The sequence below is a fragment of the Pedobacter albus genome, from assembly GCF_036324255.1.
Classification (GTDB): domain Bacteria; phylum Bacteroidota; class Bacteroidia; order Sphingobacteriales; family Sphingobacteriaceae; genus Pedobacter; species Pedobacter albus.
On the sequence record NZ_JAZDQT010000001.1, the window covers coordinates 890,818 to 910,214 of the forward strand.

A 19,397-nucleotide genomic window follows, 5' to 3' on the forward strand; every position below is an offset into this window, starting at 1 on the left:
TCTTGGTCGACTAAATTTATCCCTAAGCTAGGCTTAAGCCAAGAAAGCAACTGTGCAAAAATGCCCAATTATTTTTTCGTCGCCCTAAAAATGTTGGGCTGCAGTCCATAGCTTTCCTTAAATGCCCTGCAAAAGGCACTTTGATTTTCGAAGCCGCAGCTCCAGGTAATTTCATTAACGCCCATGGATGTGTTTTGTAGCAGTTCGGCAGCCTTGTTCAGCTTGATGCGGATGAGATATTGATGAGGCGTAAGCCCAAAAGCAGCCTTAAATTGTCTAACCAGTTGCGAAATCGATAAACACGAAGCTTTGCCGATAGTGGCTAAATCCGGATTGTCCATGTAGGAAGAATGCAAGAGGTCTTTAGCTGTACACAGCCGTTTGTACAGCTCTGTTTTAGTACTTGTTTTGATGGCCTCTACCTGTTTGGAACGCTTGAGCTCTATTTTATGGATGCCGATAAACTCCAATAATATGCTGCTCAATTTTTCGTCTATGCCATAGGCATTATAGCCCCATCGATCCAAAAAAAGCAACAAATCATCAAGTTGCATTTGCAGTTTTGGAGTGATTGCGTTTAAGGTTTGGAAAAATTCGAGTGGCTTCTCGCTCAAGCGAAATGGATCGTCTAATAGGATTTCTTCACTAGAAATGGCATCTTGGAATACCGTCGAAGCAAATTCGCTTTTAAAGAAGATGGAAAAACACCGCGAGCTTTGTTCGGTATCGATCCTGCACGAATAATTTTGGTCGTTGTTCAAGAGCAGGAACTGTCCGGGCCTTACTGCGAGCTGATTTCGGTTAACGCCGTACCATTCTTCGCCGCTAAGTACGGTTTTGAAAGAAAGGCAGCCTACATGATTATCGCAATAACTCTGCTGGCTAAGCGCATTGAAAATGATGTTGTGCTTCTTGAATTGTTCAAAATGCCTCTGCTCGTCAAATCCAGGTTTACTATGGTCGGGCAAACTAGTGAAATACATGCTGCGCTAGCTGGGTTTAGACTGCAATTTAGCATAAAGCATTAAAAAATAGGCCTGCCCGACCAAATAAATTGACGCTAGGCTAGGCTTCTTGTCTTTTTCATGATAGCTAAAGACCTTTCGTCGAAAGTACTTTCCTGTAAAGGCATTACTACACTTTCGAACAGTTCCATTAAGTCGGCCGAATGATTGGCTATTTTCTGGGTTTGGATATTGAAATGTATGAATTTTGTCCAAAGTAGGGCCTTTAGTTCGGTTTCGTCTTCGTTCCACATTTTCAGCTCTACCAGCAAAATCTTGTCGGTGTATTGGATCAGTTGCGATTCGATAACCACGGTTTCCATGGTAAATGCAGGCTTGAGGTAACTGATTTGGTTGGAGAGCACCACCCAGCTTATGCCACTCGTTTTTAAGAATTTGAATACATCAAGCCCATAACTCTCGGCAATTTGGTCTTCGCGGGCATTGATAAAATAATCCAGGTATTTCGAATTGTTCAAATGGTTGAAAGGGTCGCAGTCTTGAAACCTGATTTTTCTTTTGGTCTTTAATATTTTTTCCATTGTTGAGGATTTTTAGGTCACATACCAATCGGTATGTACTGGGTTAAAAAATTTTAGTTCTTTATTTTAGCAATTATTCCGTTGTCTATAAAATCCATGGCTTTACTGATATAGCTTTCGTCGTTATGGGTAAAGGCCAGGAGTGAGCTTCCTTCAATCATGGATAAAATAACCTTGGCATAATCCAGTGGGTTGATATCCTGTTTCAGTTCCTGGCTTAGTTTTCCTTCCTCTATAATGGTGGCAAGGCCATCCAGCATTCTTTTCGAAAGATTTTCGGCCTGCTTAAATAGGAGCGGATTGATGTATTTGGTATCGACACCAACCCGTAACATCGGACAGCCCCCCAAATCCTTAACCAAATGATAATAGCCGCGTTGGTAGGTCGTAATGGCATATAGTTTATGAATGGCGCCTTGTGTAGTGGCAATCAGCCTAAAAAGCGGATAAATTGCTGTTCTCACATTCAATTCGAAAGCCTTTTGGGCCAGATCTTCCTTGTTGGCAAAATTACAGTAAATAGCACCTTTGGTTAGCCCGGTAGCCTGGGTAATATCGGCCAAACTGGTGCCAACATAGCCCTGTTTGTTAAAAATGGGAGCAACTTTTGCCAATATAAATTCGTTGGTATTCATCTTTTTGCCGATGGTTCTACAACAAATATAGCAAATACATACCAATCGGTATGTGAAAATTTAAAATAAAATAACAACGTATTCGTATGTTGTTTTTCATTTTAAAATGAGGTGATTTATTAAGAATTAGGCTTCGTCGCTGGGTTCGGGTTCGCTATCATCCATCTCTTGGATAAACTCGGTTGGTGTTTTTCCGAATTCTCTTTTAAACTCGTTGCTGAAGTACTTTCTATCGCTAAAACCAACGGCGTAGGCTATTTCCTTAATGTTGAGCTCCCCCTGTTTTAAAAGTTGCGCAGCACGCTTTAACCGCATCGCTTTAATGAATTCGTTTACAGAAACCCCGGTTACTGCACGTATTTTCTTGTAAAGTACGGCCTGACTGATGCCTATGATGCCACTGAGCTTGGGAATAGAAAAATCGCTGTCTGCGATATTTTCTTCCAAAATATGGATCAGTTTTTTCAAGAAAACCTGGTCTAGCCCAATAGGTTCGGGTATTTGCGGACTGAGGGAGAGCAATTGTGCATACTTTTTCTGCAGCAATGTTCTCGAAGCAATCAGGTTCCTGACATTGAGCTTGAGCAGGTTTACATCAAAAGGCTTGGTGATATAAGCATCTGCACCGGTTTCTAGACCGTTTATTTGGTGGATATAAGCCGCCCTGGCCGTAAGCAATATAACGGGAATGTGGCTGGTCCGATCGTCGGTTTTAAGCTTGTGGCAAAGCTCAAATCCATCCATGCCAGGCATCATGACATCGCTGATGACAAGATCGGGTAGTTTTTGGCTACAGATTTGCCAGGCTTCCAAACCAGAAGAAGCCTCGAGTATCTGATACTCTTGCTGAAAGAGGTGGATAATAAACTTCCTGATTTCAATATTATCGTCGGCAATGAGCAGCTTTTTTCCTTTTTTCGAAACCACATCTTCCGTAGCGTGCAAATGGGCTTCTTGTTGCGGATAATAGGTTTCGTTTTCTGGACTTGCCTGATGCTGCAGGAGTTCTGTTGCGTTAAAATGCGCTGTTCCCTTGAGCAGGTAAAATCCGAAGCAGGTTTTTTTGCCACCGCCCAACTGGTCAAGACTTAGCACTTTAATTTGGCCATGGTGAAGTTCGACTATACTTTTTGAAAAGGCCAGTCCAATACCGGTTCCGATGTTGTTTGGTTCGTCGGCCTGATAAAAATTGGTGAAAATATTCGCCTGGTCTGTCGCCGATATGCCTTTGCCGGTATCGGTTACCGAAATATTGACCTTATCTGGCTCGTTAACGATTTCTAATACAATTTTACCTCCATCTTTTGTGAATTTAAAGGCATTAGAAAGGAGGTTGAAGAGCACCTTTTCTATTTGAGGCTTATCGAAGTAAACAGTGAGTTCAGTTTCCTGGCATTTAAAGACATAGTCGATGTTCCTGGCTTCGGCCATATTCTTAAAGGCAAGGTAAATTTCGTTGCAAAAGCTTACGATGTTTTCGGGGCTAACGTGAAGCCGCATTTTACCGGCTTCGGCCTTCCTGAAATCCAAGAGTTCGGTTACCAATCGCATCAGCCTATCCGTATTGTTTTTAACCACGAGCAACTGTTTGTTCAGTCCATAATCGCTTTGGCTTTCGTTCAGCAGTTTGTCTAAGGGACCAAGGATGAGTGTCAAAGGCGTTCTGATTTCGTGCGAGATATTGGTGAAGAAATTAAGCCTCGACTGTCCGGTTTCCTTTTCCTTTGCCAAAAGCGCCCTGATGAAAAGGTACCTCAATACAATGAAAACAACGGCACAGATTACGATCAGGTAAAACAAATAGGCCCACCAGGTTTTGTAAAACGGCGGGCGAACCTCGATAAGCAGCCTCGATATTTCCGTACTCCAAATTCCATCGTTGTTGCAACCTTTGGCCAAGAGCACATAATTGCCCGGCGAAAGGTTGGTATAGGTAGCGGTAGGCGTTTCCACATAGTTCCAGTTTTTTTCAAAGCCTTCGAGCTTATAGGCATAGCGGTTTTTTTCTGGCTTGATGAAATTGAGGATGGCAAAGTCGATGGAGAATACATTTTGCCTCGATTCGAAGGTTATAGACGGAGCAATACTGATATTTTCGGGCAACAGCTTGTTTTTGGTATCTATTTCAACAGGTTTGTTAAAAAGTTTAAGTCCAGTGAAAATTACTTTGGGCGCAGCTTTGTTTTCCTTGATCTGGTTGGGGAAAAAGCTGATTAAGCCGCTAAGCGTACCAAAGTAAAACTCTCCTTTGCTGTCTTTTAAAGAAGAATTGTAGTTGAATTCGTTTGATGGAAGTCCATCTTTGACATTATAGATTCTAAAGGTGTTTTCTTTTTGATTGTACTTGGCTAAGCCATTATCCGTGCTGATCCACAAGTTTTCCTGATCATCTTCCAGCAAGCCCACGATATTGTTGCTCGGCAAGCTTTCGGCCCGGCTAAAATGAAGGTAGCTATCGCCCTTGGCATCAACTTTATAAATTCCATTGCGGATTGTTCCTATCCAAAAGTTGCCCTTTTTATCTTCTAAAATGCAACTGGCGCCACTTCCGGCAAAAACCTCTTGGTTATTTATCTTCATGGGTACAAAAGAGCGACTGTTGTTGGCTAGCAGATAGAGGTCGTTGACAGTGGCTAGCCAAATCTGATTGCGCGAATCTTCATAGATGAACGCAATGGGGTCTGTATTGCCATTTATCTGGTTGCGCCTGAATTTGCCTGTTGTAGGATCGAAAATGTTTAGGCCGCCGTTGGTGCCCACCCAAAATCTTCCTCTGCTGTCTTCAAACAAGGAGGTAATTTCATCCGAGCTGATCGACGTGCTGTCGCCTTTTTTGCTTTTGTACCTGGTAAAGCTTTCGCTGGCGGGATTGAACAGGTTAAGTCCACCTAAGTGCGTACCTACCCAAATACGGCCTTTCTTATCTTTTAAAATGGCTTTTATTAAATTTGAGCCCACGCTGTTGGGATTGTTGGGGCTAAAGAGATAATGGCGATAGGTATTTGTTTTCCGATCGAAATAATTGACGCCTTCGCCTTCGGTTCCAATCCATAGGTTATTTTGGTTGTCTTCGGTAATGGCGCTGATAACCCTGCCGCTTAAGCCTTTGTCGTTGGGTTTGCTGCTGTAAATCCTGAATGGCGTATGGTTAGGGTAAACCATATTTACCCCTCCAAAATAGGTGCCTATCCAAATAATGCCCTGTTTGTCTTGAAATATGTCGTAAACAGAGTTTTGGCTCAGGCTGGCAATATCACCGGGCGTATTTTGTAAGATGGCCAGCTTTTGCGTTGCAGGATCGTACACGTTGATGCCGTGCAGGGTGCCTATCCAAAGCTTGCCCTGGGCATCGACAATGATTTTCCGGATGTTGTTGCTAACAATGCCCACCTGGTTTTTATCGGAATAGGAGAGCGTTGTGAATTTTTCGGAAAGCAGGTTCAGTTTGCTCAATCCTGTTTGCTTGGTGCCTATCCAAAGGTTGTTTTCATGGTCTTCAACCAAGGTAGTTACCCTGTTGTCGACCGCCTGGTTCATTTTGCTGTTGAAATCAGGATATTGCTTAAACGTGGCTTTGTTGTTGCTGATGGTGATGCACAGGAGGCCGGAATTTGTTCCCACCCAAATTCTTCCCCAATGGTCTTCGGCTATGGCCCAAATTTTAAGAGCCGGATTGGTTAAGAATTTTTTGAAGGAACGGTCTTTTTCCGATTCGAGCAGGTTTAATCCGTCTGATGCACCAATCCAAATGCGCTTTTTGCTGTCTTGAAACAGGCAGTTCACTTTGTCGCTGCTCAGGCTGCTTGGGTTCTTGGGGTCATTCAATATTCGTTCAAAATCATCGCTTTGCTCATTGTAGATGCTTACACCGTAAGAACTGCCCACCCAAATGTTGCCGCTTTTAGTAGTGAGTATAGAGGCCAGAAAATAGGAGGAGCTTAAACTGGTGGGCTTGCCTTTTTCGTTAATGTAGGTCTTGATGGTTCTTGAATCGTATTTATTAAGGCCAAACCTGGTGCCGAACCACAAAAAGCCCTTGCCGTCTTGGCCAATAGAAAGGACAGAGCTTTGCGAAAGCCCGCTCTCCAAATTCAGCTGTTTGAAGGCAATATTATTCTGGGCAAAGAGTGCCGACGAATACAGTAGTACAAAAAAAAGTATCGAGCGCTTAGTCATCATCTTGGGTAGATACACACCGATTAAGGTATATAAAAACTAAGTTACAATTTTTGCTAAAGTGATTCGTATGGCTATTAAATTATTCCCGAATAGAATTTTTACCCCATTTAGATAGGATTTTCACCCTGTCGAACTTCAACGAACCTATAGTTTTGGATAATGTGGCAATCGGATTACCGAAAGCGCTTCAAGAGTTATTTACTGTTTTTATAGAAAAGAAAGGAGAGCGAGCAAGAAACCAACCCACAACAAGCGCCACCTAAAGGCAGGTGGAACAATGCGATTAAGCTTCTAACCAATAAACTTAACCTTAAAGTATGAGAAACATCTATCTATTTTATGCAATCTTACTGTTGCTGTTTAACCTTCCGGCAACAAGTTACGGACAGTCTGTCCAGTTTGAAGGCATTGTGCTCGATCAGAATGGCCAAGCCTTAGAAGGCGTAACCATTACGGTTGATGGCAACGATTTAACGACCGACCGCCTAGGTCATTTTCAGCTGAGCACCACATTGGGTGCTGCCGTTCGTTTTTCACTCGATGGCTATCAGCCCAAAACGGTATCGGCATCTAAAGAAAACCTCAAAGAAATTAGGCTTGAACAGGCCAGTGGCAAAACCGTTAACCTCTTGTACCAAAAAGTGCCGAAAAGCAGGCTGCTCCAGTCGGTTTCTGAAGTGGGAACTGAAGACCTGGTCAAAGCGCCTGTAAACAATGTGCGTAATGCCATTGCTGGTCGTTTGGCTGGTTTAAAGGTGAACAACGGAAGTGGTAATCCGATCTTCGACGGAGCTTCGTTGACGCTGAGAGGGCAAAGCCCAGGCATTATGGTAGATGGCGTTTTCCGCGATTACCTTTCTATGGCACCCGAAGAAATCGAATCGATAACCGTATTAAAAGACGGTTTGTCGACAGCTTTGCTAGGTCAGCGCGGTTCTAACGGCGTTTTATCTATCAAAACCAGAAGCGGCCAGCCAGGAAAGCTCCAGATTTCGCTAAAAGCGCAAACCGGCGTACAAAAACCATTGCAGCTGCAGCGTCCGTTAGGCGCCGCGCAATGGGCAACGCTTTTTAACGAAGCCATGGTAAACGACGGAGGATCGCGTGTATACAGCGATGCCGATATACAGGCCTATCAAAATGGCACCGATCCGCTAGGACATCCCAACGTAGATTGGTTCAACACGATACTTGAGCCTAAATCGTGGTACTCGAGGTACAACCTTTATGCCTCTGGTGCTTCTAAAACTGCTAAATACTTCACTTCGGTTGATTTGCTTTCTAACGACGGCTTATTCAAAACCGACGACAAGAATCCATATAATACCAATACCAACTTTAACCGTGTTTCTATCCGTTCAAACATTGAAGCGAGCCTAACCAAAAGCTTGTCGCTAAACGTTGGCGTTTACGGCAGGATACAGGGTGGCAACGAGCCGGGTACATCGTCAGATAATATTTTTGATGCTTTGTACAACACGCCAAACAATGCGTATCCGGTTTTTGCCAGGGGCGATAGCTTGGGTACCTCATCAGATTATCAAAGCAACATCTGGGGTCTTTCTACCAGATCGGGCTATACCCAGCGCTACAATAGAGATCTTTCTTTCGATGTGGCGCTTAAAAAGACTTTAGATGCCGTATTGCCAGGTTTATGGGTACGTGTGGCCGGAACCTACAATACGAGCTTATCTGAAGTAACCAACAGGAACAAAACCTACGCTTCTTTTCAACGATTGGTTAACAGCAGCACCAATGCGGTTACTTACCAACAATACAGTACCAATGGCCAATTGGGCAACCCAAGTGGCATCAGCCAAAGCATTTCAAGGAACGTTTATTTTGACGTTCGAGCCGGCTACAGCAAGGATTGGGCAAACGACCATTCGTTGAATGTATTGCTGATTGGCAATACACAAAACGTGGTTAACGCCTATGCAAACCTTCCGGCTATTTACAATGTAGTTGGAGCACAGGCCAGTTATGCCTATAAAAACCGCTACTTGGCCGAAGTTGCCTTGAGCTACAGTGGCTTTAACGGCTATGCACCAGGCCAAAGATGGGGAGTTTTTCCTGCAATAGGCTTAGGCTGGATCATTTCTGACGAGCCTTTTATGGCGGCAACAAAAAACTGGCTCAGCAACCTGAAATTAAGAACAACTTATGGCCGTAATGGGAATATCAACGTTGGTTATTTTGCCTATGGACAATATTACGGAGGTGGCAACAGCTATATCATCGGCAGTGGAGCTACCAGCGTTTCGGGTGTAACCATGAGCGCCTTGGCCAATCCCAACATTACTTGGGAAAAATCCGATAAAATTAACGTAGGCATGGATTTGGGCCTATTCCAAAACAAATTCACATTGAGTGTAGATTACTACAACAACCGCTTTTTTGACCTTGCCCAGGTAAGGGGTAAAAACACTGGGCTGTTGGGTACTGCCTTTCCAAATGAAAATATCGGTCGCGAGCGCTATACAGGTACAGAATTTGAACTTACCTATAATGGAAAAAGCGGCGATTTCAACTATTTTGTTTCAGGAAACTTTACCGCAAGACGAAGCAAGTCGCTTTACTTTGACGAGGTTAATCAACCCTATAGCTACATGAACAGAACCGGTCAGCAGGTGGGGCAGGCCTTTGGTTATATTGCCCAAGGATTATTCTCATCTGATGCCGAAGCTGCCGCCTCGCCAAGTACAGAAGGTTATGTGGCCAAAGCCGGAGACATCAAGTATGCAGACCTTAACGGCGATGGCGTGATCAATTATTTAGATGTGGCACCGATTACACCGAACAAACCTATTTTGATTTACGGCGTTTCTTTAGGCTTCTCGTGGAAAGGTTTAGACCTGTCTGTTTTGGTTGAGGGCAATGGCAATCGCTATGTAAACATTGCGGGTAACAGGACGTTTGCCTTTACCAACAATGGCAAAGGACAAGCCTGGCCAATCGATTTGGATAGATGGACGCCTCAAACAGCGGCTACAGCAACCTTTCCGAGGCTGTCTATTGCCAACTCGGCACACAATCAGGCTACCTCGTCTTTCTGGTACCGCTCTGCCAGCTATGTTCGGTTAAAAAACGCGGAAATCGGCTATACCTTGCCGCTCAAATGGTCAACAAAATTAAAATTGAGCAATGTACGCTTCTTTGTAAACGGACAAAACCTGTTGACCGCAACGCCGCTTGATTATTTAGATCCTGAGGGATTGACCAATCAATATCCGTTGCAACGAGTAATGAACATGGGTGTTAACGTGAAGTTTTAAAATTATGAAAACTAGATATCTAAATATTTTGATACTGGCAGGATGTGTTTTTACCATAGCCAGTTGCCAAAAGAACCTGATCGAAAAAGAGCCATTGCAGAACCTGAAAGAAGATGTGGTTTTTGATACGACCGACTCGATTGGGTACTATACCGAACAGTTTTTGAACAACATCTATTCTTATGTGCCTAATGGATACAATAGAATTGACAACAATTACCTCGATGCCGGATCTGACGATGCCATCGCATCTGGCCTGAACATGTCTATTGAACGTTTTACCCGTTCAACCTTGACGGCCAACAACAATCCCGACGATGCCTATAGCAAAAACTACACAGGCATCAGGTTGGCCAATATTATGCTGGCTAATATCGATAAGATTAACCTGATCAGTTCCAATGCGGCCAATAAAGGTTATTGGAAGGCAGAAGCGAGGTTTTTGAGGACGCTGTTTTACTTTGAGCTGGTGAAACGTTTTGGCGGAGTGCCTCTAATTGGCGATAGGGTATTCAACTTTACCGACGATTTGAATATACCTCGCAACAGTTACGATGAGTGTGTAAACTATATTGTATCAGAATGCGATGCTGTAATGCCACAATTGCGTAAAGACCCTATTGATAATACCAATTTGGGTAGGGCCACCCAAGGCGCAGCCATGGCTTTAAAGGCAAGAATGTTGCTTTATGCCGCAAGTCCTTTGTACAATACCCAAAACGATTTGACCAAATGGACCAAAGCAGCCGATGCCGCCAAAGCCATTATGGATATTTCGAGTGGCAAATTTGCCTTGGAAGCTACTTATGCCAATGCTTTCTTATCGCGTACCAGTCGCGAGATTATTTTCGCTTTTCAGGCCGCCAACAGCAATACCGTCGAGTATGCAAATTCTCCGATGGGCTATTTGGCCAACAATACGGTGAGCCAAGGCCGAACAAGCCCTACGCAAGAATTGGTTGATGCCTTTGAAATGGCCAATGGCAAAGCCATTACCGATGCTACTTCTGGCTATAGCGATACCAATCCTTATGTAAACCGCGACCCTAGATTTTACCAAACCATTTTTCATAACGGCATGACTTGGTTGGGCAGAGGCGTTGAAACCTTTGATGGTGGCCGCGATAGGCCAGGGGGTGTATCTACACAAACCCGTACCGGCTATTACGCCCGCAAGTTTATGGGCAGTAATACCACCGGATCAACCTATGCCTCGGTAACCCATAACTTCCCAATTTTCAGGTATGCAGAAGTGTTGCTCAATTATGCCGAAGCTAAAAATGAAGCCTCGGGTCCTGATGCAACGGTGTATACGGCCATCCAGTCTATCAGACAGCGCGCCGGATTAAATCCTTTCGTACTTGCTGCTGGTTTAACCCAAGCCCAAATGCGTGATGTGATTCGCCACGAGCGCCGTGTAGAGATGGCTTTTGAAGAGCAACGTTTTTGGGATATCCGTCGCTGGAAAATAGCCGAGCAAGTGATGAACAAGCCGTTAACTGGCATACGCATCACCAAAAATGCAACTACAGGAGTACTGAGCTATGCCCGTGTACCTGTAATTACGGCTGTTTTTACGGTGCCGAAGATGTATCAATACCCAATCCCTTATGGAGAAATGGTAAAGAACAACAGACTTCAACAAAATCCTGGTTGGTAACATTTAGCTGAAAAAACTATGAAAATTTCTATATATAGTCTATTAATAGGCCTCTTTATGTTGCCTGTTATCCTTGCCCAAGCGCAACAAATCTCGGGAAACGTCGCTGACGACAGAGGACCGTTGGTTGGTGTAAGTGTTTATGAAAAAAATCTTGCTACAAACGGTACTTCTACCGATAATAATGGCCATTTCGTTTTGACCCTAAAACAAGAAAAGGTTTTGGTGTTCAAGCTGGTGGGGTATTTAACCAAAGAGGTGAGTATTTCGCCTAACCAAAAAACGATCAATGTTACCATGGCCGAAGATACCAAAGGCCTGGAAGAAATCGTGGTGTTGGGTTATGGTACGCAAAAAAAGCTGACCAATACCGGTTCGGTAAGCAGTATCACCAGTAAGGACCTGAAGCAAAACCCGACCACAAACTTGCAGAACTCGTTACAGGGACGTTTGCCTGGCTTTTTTGCCGTACAGCGTAGCGGCCAGCCTGGTTTAGATGCTTCGCAGTTCTTCATCAGGGGCGTATCTTCTTATGTAGGGGTAACCGCCGCCAACGGTACGTCGAGTAGTGTTGCCGGAACAACCACGCTTGGAAGTTCGAACAATGCCTTGATTATTGTGGATGACATCGAATACAACATGAGCGACGTACAGCGCCTTGATCCGAATGAAATTGAAAGCATTTCGATTTTAAAAGACGCAGCTACCACAGCCATTTACGGATTGAGGGGTGCGAACGGTGTTTTGGTAATTACCACCAAACGTGGTCAAACCGGCAAACCGTCTATCAACTTAAGACAAGAGTTTGCGCTACAAACATGGTCGTACAAGCCTAAGTTCTTAAGGTCGTACGAAAATGCTTCGTTGTTGACAGAGGCCGAAAAAAATTCGGGAATGACCACAACCACTTTTACGCCGCAAGATTTGGAACTTTTCCGCACCGGTGCCGACCCTTATGGACACCCTGATGTAGATTGGTGGGGTACGCTGACCAGAAAATCGGCGCCACAGTACCGTACCAACATCGATATCTCGGGAGGTAGCAATACCGTAAAATATTTCATTTCGGGCGGCTACATTTCGCAAGATGGTATGTTCAAGAACTTTGGACAGGAATCGGGATATAACAGTGCTTTTTGGTACAACCGTTACAATTTCCGCTCAAACTTAGACATTCAGGCCAATAAAAACCTGTCGTTCAGGGTTGACGTGAACGGTCGTTTTGGTACCACCAACAGACCTTTGAACAACGGAACGATTTATAGCGGGCTTTTGATGACCGAGCTGTTTATCTTGGCGCCTTATGCTTATCCAATTTATAATCCTAATGGTACTTATGGCGAGAACAAGGCTACCAATTCATCGCAAAACATCGTAGCCAAATTAGCCACCAACGGTTATAGCCGCGATTATGCCAACGATTTGAATGCCGTATTTGGCGCGACACAAAAATTAGACTTTTTAACCAAGGGACTTTCGGCCAAAGCCAATATCTCTTATGCCAGCAGCCAAACCAACAACCGTACGTTAAGTCGTTCTAGTTTCCCTTCTTACTATTACAACTCGGCCGATGGTTCTTACCGTTTGGCAACGGCAAACTTATACAGGTTGCCACCTCCGTCGCTTTCTACTTCTACAGGCTTGGCCTTAAAGGTATTGCAGCTACAGGGAATATTAAACTACGACAACACGTTTAAAGATCATCGTGCATACGGAACGGTTTTGATTGACCAAAAATCGGATGTTGGTCGCGATGGCACAAACTTGCCTTGGGTGTACAGAAGATATACCGGTCGTTTTGGCTACAACTACAAACAAAAATACTTGGTTGAGTTTATTGGTGGCTACAATGGTTCTGATAGGTTCCAAACTTCCAAACGTTATGGCTTCTTCCCGGCGGCTTCGGTGGCCTGGAACATTGCCGAAGAGAAATTCTTCCAAAAAGCATTGCCTTTTGTTGATGTATTCAAACTTCGCGCATCGAGGGGTTTAACGGGTAATGATGGGGTAGCCGGCAACTTCGGTTATGTGTATCAGCAAACCTATACCACAGGCAACGGTACGCAGTTTGGACAAACCCAAGGGACTACCTTTAACGGCGTTACCGAAGGGCGTTTGGCCAACTTGGACGTGACTTGGGAAAAAGACCTGCAAACCAACTTTGGGGTAGACCTGAACATGTTTAAGAACAAGCTGAATATCGTAGCCGACCGTTTCTACGGCAAACGCTATGACATCTTGACCAACAGATCGAGTATCTCGGGTATTTTTGGGGCCAGCTTGCCACCTGTAAACTTGGGTATAGTTGAACGTAACGGATGGGATGGCGAAATAACCTACAAAAACCAGTTAAAGGATTTTGGCTATAGCATCAACCTGACCTACAGTTTCTCTAAAAACACGATCATCGAAAAAGACGAAGCGCAGCCGAGATATCCATGGTTGGCCGAAACAGGCCATTCTATCGGCCAGAACTTTGGTTATTTGTTTAACGGCTTTTACAGTGCAGCTGATATCGCCGATCCGAACGTAGCCAAGCCAAGCATCACTCCAAGGCCTGGCGACTTGAAATATCTTGATATCAATGGCGATAAGGTAATCGATGCCTACGACAGAAGAGCTATAGGTTCGCCAAGCTTGCCTTCAAATGTAATTGGCTTGAATTTGGGCTTTAATTACAAAGGCTTTGGCTTGAATTTGGCCTTCCAGGGATCGTACAATTTCTCAATTGCATTGAACTCTGAAGGTCTGGGCTTTAACAACTACCAGCCGCTGCAACTATTAAGGTGGACGCCAGAAACAGCCGCTACGGCGCAATATCCGGCCTTGGGTGGTACCAGTATCAACGATGCCAGAACATTTTTCTCTGATTTCTGGTTGCTCGAAGCCTGGTATGTTCGTTTGAGAACCGCCGAGTTTTCATACCAATTGCCTGATTCGTGGGTTAAACCAGTTGGCCTAAAAGCAGTGAGGGTATACACCAACGGCAATATGCTGTTTACCAAAACCAACGTGAACAAAAAGTACCAGGTAGACCCAGAGTCGATAGGAGGTGCCAATACCGGTTATCCTGCCCAACGTACTTTCAATTTAGGCGTAAATGTTACTTTTTAAGAAATTTGATATGAAAAGCAAAGTAATTTTATTTGTTGCAATAATTGGTTCTCTGATTGTTGCACAGGGCTGTAAAAAAGGAAGCGATTTCCTCGACCCTCAGGTTTCGAACGACCTTAACGGAGATGCCGTATTTAAAGACAGTACGTACACTTCGATGTTCCTTAATCGTATCTATTACGATATCGGATTTACCTTCCAGATGAGCGATGGCTACCAGGGTTTGTCGAGGTTTGCCGCCGGAGGCCACATGGTGGTTGGTGGAGAAGCTTCGCCATATCGCTATAACGGACTTCAAAACACTGCACCGTTGATGGCTGTCGGTAACATGTCGCCAGAAACATCGGTGGCCGGAATTGCCGAAATGTGGAATGTGCCTTGGGCCAATATCAGACGATGCAATTTGATGATGCAACGCATTAACGAAACTCCTGTTTCGGCCCAAACCAAATCATACTGGATTGCACAAGCTCGATTTTTAAGAGCATGGTACTACTTTTTGCTCGTAAGAAGCTATGCAGGTGTGCCTTTGATTGGAGATAAGGTGTTTGACATCGAAGACAAGATCGAAGTGCCGCGCAGCAGCTATAGCGATTGCATAAAGTACATCGCTACCGAATTGGATGCCGCTGCAGCAGGTTTGCCAAGCTTCGAAACGCAAATTGCGCAAGATTATGGCAGAGCCACCAAAGGAGCCGCGCTGGCCGTAAAAGCCAGAGCCCTTTTGTATGCCGCAAGTCCTTTGTTTAACGGCGGTTCAATTGCCACCGACGCCACGCTAAAAGCCATTACTTCGTATCCAACTTACGACAAGGAAAGGTGGAATACCGCGCTTCAAGCCATGAAAGCGGTGATGGATTTGGGAAGCTATAACCTGTATGTAGACAATACCACCAGAAATGGTTACGGCTATTACAAGGTTTTCCAGAAACGCTACAACAACGAATACATCTTGGCCAAGATGGAGGGCAACAACACTACCTTAGAAAGCTGGTTGCGCGTACCTTCGTTGGGCGATGGCTATCGGGCTGTGCCAATTTTGCAGATGGTAAATTCTTATGGCATGAGCAATGGTTTGCCTATCGACGATCCGACTTCGGGTTATGATGCAAACAACCCTTACCTCAACCGCGATCCGCGTTTTTACAACAGCATCTTGTTTAATGGTGCCGACTGGTTCAACACCAGCAACGCGAAGATCAAAATTGCCAGCTATGCTAATTCTGGAACAGCAGATGCTTATACCAACTCATCGGTTAATTCGAGTTATTTCATCAGGAAGATGCTGAACGAAGATGGAACAGGTTCTACCGAGCGTTGCTGGCCATTGTTGCGTTATGCAGAAATTTTATTGGGCTATGCCGAAGCCAAAAACGAATACAGCGGCCCAACTACAGAAGTTTACGATGTCCTTAAACAGCTTCGTATACGTGGTGGCGTAAGCGCGGGTGTTGCTGGCAACTATGGTTTAAAAGCTGGTATGACCCAAGAAGAAATGCGTAAAGTAATCCAGAATGAATATAAGGTGGAGCTTGCTTTCGAAGAACATAGGATGTGGGACGTACGTCGCTGGAAAACGGCTATGCAGGAGCTGAACATCACGCCAATTGGTACTACGGTAACCAAGAATGCCAACAACACCTATACCTATGGTACTAGAAATGTTTACACACCATACCTTTTTACCGAAAAATTCTACTTGTTTCCGATCATGAGTTTAGAAATTGGAAGGAGTACTGCGCTGGTTCAAAATCCGGGTTGGTAATTTTGAACGCTTATTTTTTTGGTTAGTAATGTTAAGGCCATCTCCCTTTGTTCCATAGGGAGGTGCCTTTTCATCGCTTTAAAGCCTTAATAGAATGAGTCGCCGGTTTAAAGGAATACAACAAAACAAAAGGTTATCCTATATTTAAGAACAAGAGAAATAATTTTATCGAACTACAAAGAAACATGAAGAGACTACTGATAGCCTTTGCTTTTTTAGCTGCGTTTTCTAAAAGTAATGCCCAAGAGGCCAAAAAGCCTTGGGCGCAGCTGATCAAAGATGAATTTGAATTTGCAGGCAAACAATATAAGTTTTTAGCCAAAAACATACCCGAAGGCAAAACGCCACAATCATTTAAAGATGGTAAGCCCATCAATTACGATATCAAATGGTGGTGCAGCGGTTTTTACTCGGGTACCTTATGGAATATTTATGAGCAAACCCGCGATGAAAGCATCAAGCAAGAAGCAGAAAACGCATTAAAAGTCATTGAGCCTAACCAAACCTTTACCGGAAACCATGATTTGGGCTTTATGATGTATTGCAGCTTCGGCAATGCCTACCGACTAACCAATAAGCCAGAATACAAGTCGGTTATCCTGCGTTCGGCCGAATCGTTGTCAACCCGCTACAGGCCAAGTATCAAGTCTATACAGTCGTGGAACAAGAACAAATATTGGAACTGCCCGGTAATTATAGACAACATGATGAATCTGGAAATGCTGACTTGGGCAAGCGAAAACGGGGGCGACAAAAAATACAAGGAAATAGCCATTACACATGCCAACACTACACTAGCCAATCATTTCCGCCCTGATTTTAGTTCCTACCACGTGGTAGATTACGACCTCGAAACCGGAAAAGTAAAGAAAAAAGCCACTTGGCAAGGCGCTGCCGATTGTTCTTCGTGGTCGCGTGGCCAAAGCTGGGCACTGTACGGCTACACCTTGATGTATCGTTTTACCAAAGACCAGAAGTACCTGAAACAGGCCAAAGGAATTGCTCATTTTATTTTAAATCATCCAAACTTGCCTGCCGATAAAATCCCGTTTTGGGATTTTGACGCGCAAGGCATCCCGTTTGCCAAACGCGATGCTTCTGCAGGCGCCATCATCGCTTCGGCTTTGCTTGAACTAGGCCAATACACCGCCAAAGAAGAAAAGAAGGAATTTATAAAAGCTGCCGAAACCATGTTGCAGTCGTTAGCCAGTCCGGATTACAGGGCTAAGCTTGGCGAAAATGGAGGCTTTTTGTTGATGCACAGCACAGGCGCCTATCCAATGAACAGCGAAATAGACGTGCCCCTTATTTATGCCGACTATTATTATTTAGAAGCATTGGCGCGCTATAAAAAATGGTACCTATAATTCAAACAAGAAAGCACGATGAAAGTTAAATTCCTATCCACCTTAATGCTTGTTTGTATCGCGCTTGCGGTAGCCGGTCAAAAAACAAAGGAAAGCACCGGTGCACAAGACCGGGTTTTCTGGGCTAAAACGCTTTACAGGATTTCTTATCCGGTAATCCACAATCTGGCCAATGGCACGCTGAAGAAAAACATGCCCATTGAAACACCAGAAAATCATGATAGCAACCGCGAAAAAGTAACCTACCTGGAAGCCTTGGGACGTACCATGGCCGGTGTAGCACCCTGGCTTGCTTTGCCTGATGATGATACCGAAGAAGGCAAAATGCGTAAGCAATTGCGTACCGAATTGTTAAAGGCTTTGACTAATTCGGTCGATCCAGCCAATCCCGATTATATCAATTATCGTGTCGAATATCAGCCTATTGTAGATGCCGCTTATGTAGCTCATGCTTTTTTGCGTGCCCCAAAAGCACTTTGGGAGCCTTTAGATGAAGTAACCAAAAAGCGTTTTATAACAGAGTTTAAATCTTTGCGCGACAGGAGCGGGGCCTATAACAACTGGTTGCTTTTTGCTGGCCTCACAGAAGGCTTTTTAATGAGCATTGGCGAGCAGTATGACCCAGCCCGCATTCAGTTTTCGCTCAACAAAATGAAAGAATGGTATGTGGGCGACGGCTGGTACAGCGATGGTGCAAAATTTAGCATGGATTATTACAATTCTTATGTGATCCATCCCATGCTGGTCGATTTGTTGGGCATCATGGTCAAAAAGGGAAGGGCCTCGCAAACCGACTATGATTCTGCCTTGAAACGCATGATCCGTTATGCTGAATATTTGGAGCGTGTGATTGCGCCTGATGGCACTTATCCCGCTTATGGACGTTCAATTACCTACAGAACCGCCGCTTTTCAGGCCTTGGCCCAGGTAGCGTTGATGGAAAAACTGCCTCAATGGATCCAGCCTACACAAGTACGTGCCGCGCTAACCAAGGTGATGCACAACATGTACGATGGCAACCAGAATTTTGACAAAGACGGCTGGCTGGTGTTGGGCTTTAACGGACATCAACCCATGATTGCCGATACCTATACTTCAACTGGCAGCCTTTACATGGCTACTTTGGGTTTTCTTACCCTTGGTTTGCCGGCCGACAATGTTTTTTGGACTGGACCACCCGCGCCATGGACTTCGGTTAAAGCTTGGGGTGGTACCGCACTTAAAAAAGATTATAAAGTAGAATATTAGCGGTAATCTTTACCGGCTAAATAACAATGCCCTGTTGCCATTAAAGCAACGGGGCATTTTAGGTTTAGGCAACAGATTTGATGGCTTGTTGCCCACAAAAAAGAGAAAAAAATATAAGCACTGAAAAACCGTTGTCACAAGTGCCAACTACCTTGGCCACCTAACAAAATTAGTAAGCCATGAATTTAATATCCATCAGAATCATTACCGCCAAGGTAGAAGAACTCATCAATTTTTATGAACAGGTAACAGGAGCAACGGCCACAAGGTATACGCCCGATTTTGCCGAGTTAAAGACCAAAACAGCAACTTTGGCTATTGGAAGTACCCAAACTTTACAGTTCTTTGGTGGCGACAGCATCGCGCAGCCTGCGCATAACCGGAGTACGATTATTGAATTTTTGGTTGACGACGTACAACAACAATTTGATGAATCGGCGGCCTTTCTAAAGACCTATATGGTGCAAGAGCCTACCCTAATGCCTTGGGGAAATAAATCGCTGCTATTAAGAGATCCCGACGGCAATTTGGTCAATCTCTTTACGCCCGCTACTCCCGAAGCGGTTGCAAAGTTTAAAAACAGCTAAAACACAGCCCGAAAAATCCTT

General features: G+C 44.4%; 11 protein-coding genes. 7 read left to right on the top strand and 4 right to left on the bottom strand.

Annotated features, from left to right (window positions below):
- Positions 1-68: 68 nt before the first annotated feature.
- From VRU48_RS03805 to VRU48_RS03820, 4 genes are all read right to left on the bottom strand, one after another.
- The gene (locus tag VRU48_RS03805; RefSeq protein WP_330106594.1) at positions 69-983 is read right to left on the bottom strand and encodes a helix-turn-helix transcriptional regulator; all 915 of its coding nucleotides are present in this window, start codon (positions 981-983) and stop codon (positions 69-71) included.
- 77 nt (positions 984-1,060) lie between these two features.
- Positions 1,061-1,546: an acyl-CoA thioesterase gene (locus tag VRU48_RS03810; RefSeq protein WP_330106595.1), complete on the bottom strand. Its 486-nt coding sequence runs from the start codon at positions 1,544-1,546 to the stop codon at positions 1,061-1,063.
- A gap of 53 nt (positions 1,547-1,599) precedes the next feature.
- Positions 1,600-2,181, bottom strand: a complete 582-nt coding sequence (locus tag VRU48_RS03815) for a TetR/AcrR family transcriptional regulator (RefSeq protein WP_330106596.1) — start codon at positions 2,179-2,181, stop codon at positions 1,600-1,602.
- A gap of 126 nt (positions 2,182-2,307) precedes the next feature.
- The gene (locus VRU48_RS03820) at positions 2,308-6,360 is read right to left on the bottom strand and encodes a hybrid sensor histidine kinase/response regulator transcription factor (protein WP_330106597.1); all 4,053 of its coding nucleotides are present in this window, start codon (positions 6,358-6,360) and stop codon (positions 2,308-2,310) included.
- A gap of 317 nt (positions 6,361-6,677) precedes the next feature.
- On the opposite strand from VRU48_RS03820, the gene VRU48_RS03825 reads away from it, so the two are divergent.
- The 7 genes from VRU48_RS03825 to VRU48_RS03855 all read left to right on the top strand — a co-directional run bounded on the left by VRU48_RS03825 (position 6,678) and on the right by VRU48_RS03855 (position 19,376).
- Entirely contained in the window at positions 6,678-9,635 is a 2,958-nt protein-coding gene (locus tag VRU48_RS03825) for a SusC/RagA family TonB-linked outer membrane protein (RefSeq protein ID WP_330106598.1), read from the top strand.
- Between the two features lie 4 nt (positions 9,636-9,639).
- Positions 9,640-11,295, top strand: a complete 1,656-nt coding sequence (locus VRU48_RS03830; protein WP_330106599.1) for a RagB/SusD family nutrient uptake outer membrane protein — start codon at positions 9,640-9,642, stop codon at positions 11,293-11,295.
- 57 nt (positions 11,296-11,352) lie between these two features.
- Positions 11,353-14,409 (top strand): SusC/RagA family TonB-linked outer membrane protein, encoded by a 3,057-nt coding sequence (locus tag VRU48_RS03835; RefSeq protein WP_330106600.1) that lies wholly within the window; start codon positions 11,353-11,355, stop codon positions 14,407-14,409.
- 10 nt (positions 14,410-14,419) lie between these two features.
- Complete coding sequence (locus VRU48_RS03840; RefSeq protein ID WP_330106601.1) at positions 14,420-16,174, top strand: RagB/SusD family nutrient uptake outer membrane protein; 1,755 nt, start codon at positions 14,420-14,422, stop codon at positions 16,172-16,174.
- Positions 16,175-16,359: 185 nt separating this feature from the next.
- Positions 16,360-17,541: a glycoside hydrolase family 88 protein gene (locus VRU48_RS03845; RefSeq protein WP_330106602.1), complete on the top strand. Its 1,182-nt coding sequence runs from the start codon at positions 16,360-16,362 to the stop codon at positions 17,539-17,541.
- Between the two features lie 18 nt (positions 17,542-17,559).
- A complete protein-coding gene (locus tag VRU48_RS03850) occupies positions 17,560-18,789 on the top strand; it encodes a DUF2264 domain-containing protein (RefSeq protein ID WP_330106603.1) in 1,230 nt (409 codons plus the stop codon).
- 179 nt (positions 18,790-18,968) lie between these two features.
- On the top strand, positions 18,969-19,376 hold the full coding sequence (locus tag VRU48_RS03855; protein ID WP_330106604.1) for a VOC family protein: 408 nt from the start codon (positions 18,969-18,971) through the stop codon (positions 19,374-19,376).
- The last annotated feature ends 21 nt before the right edge of the window (positions 19,377-19,397 follow it).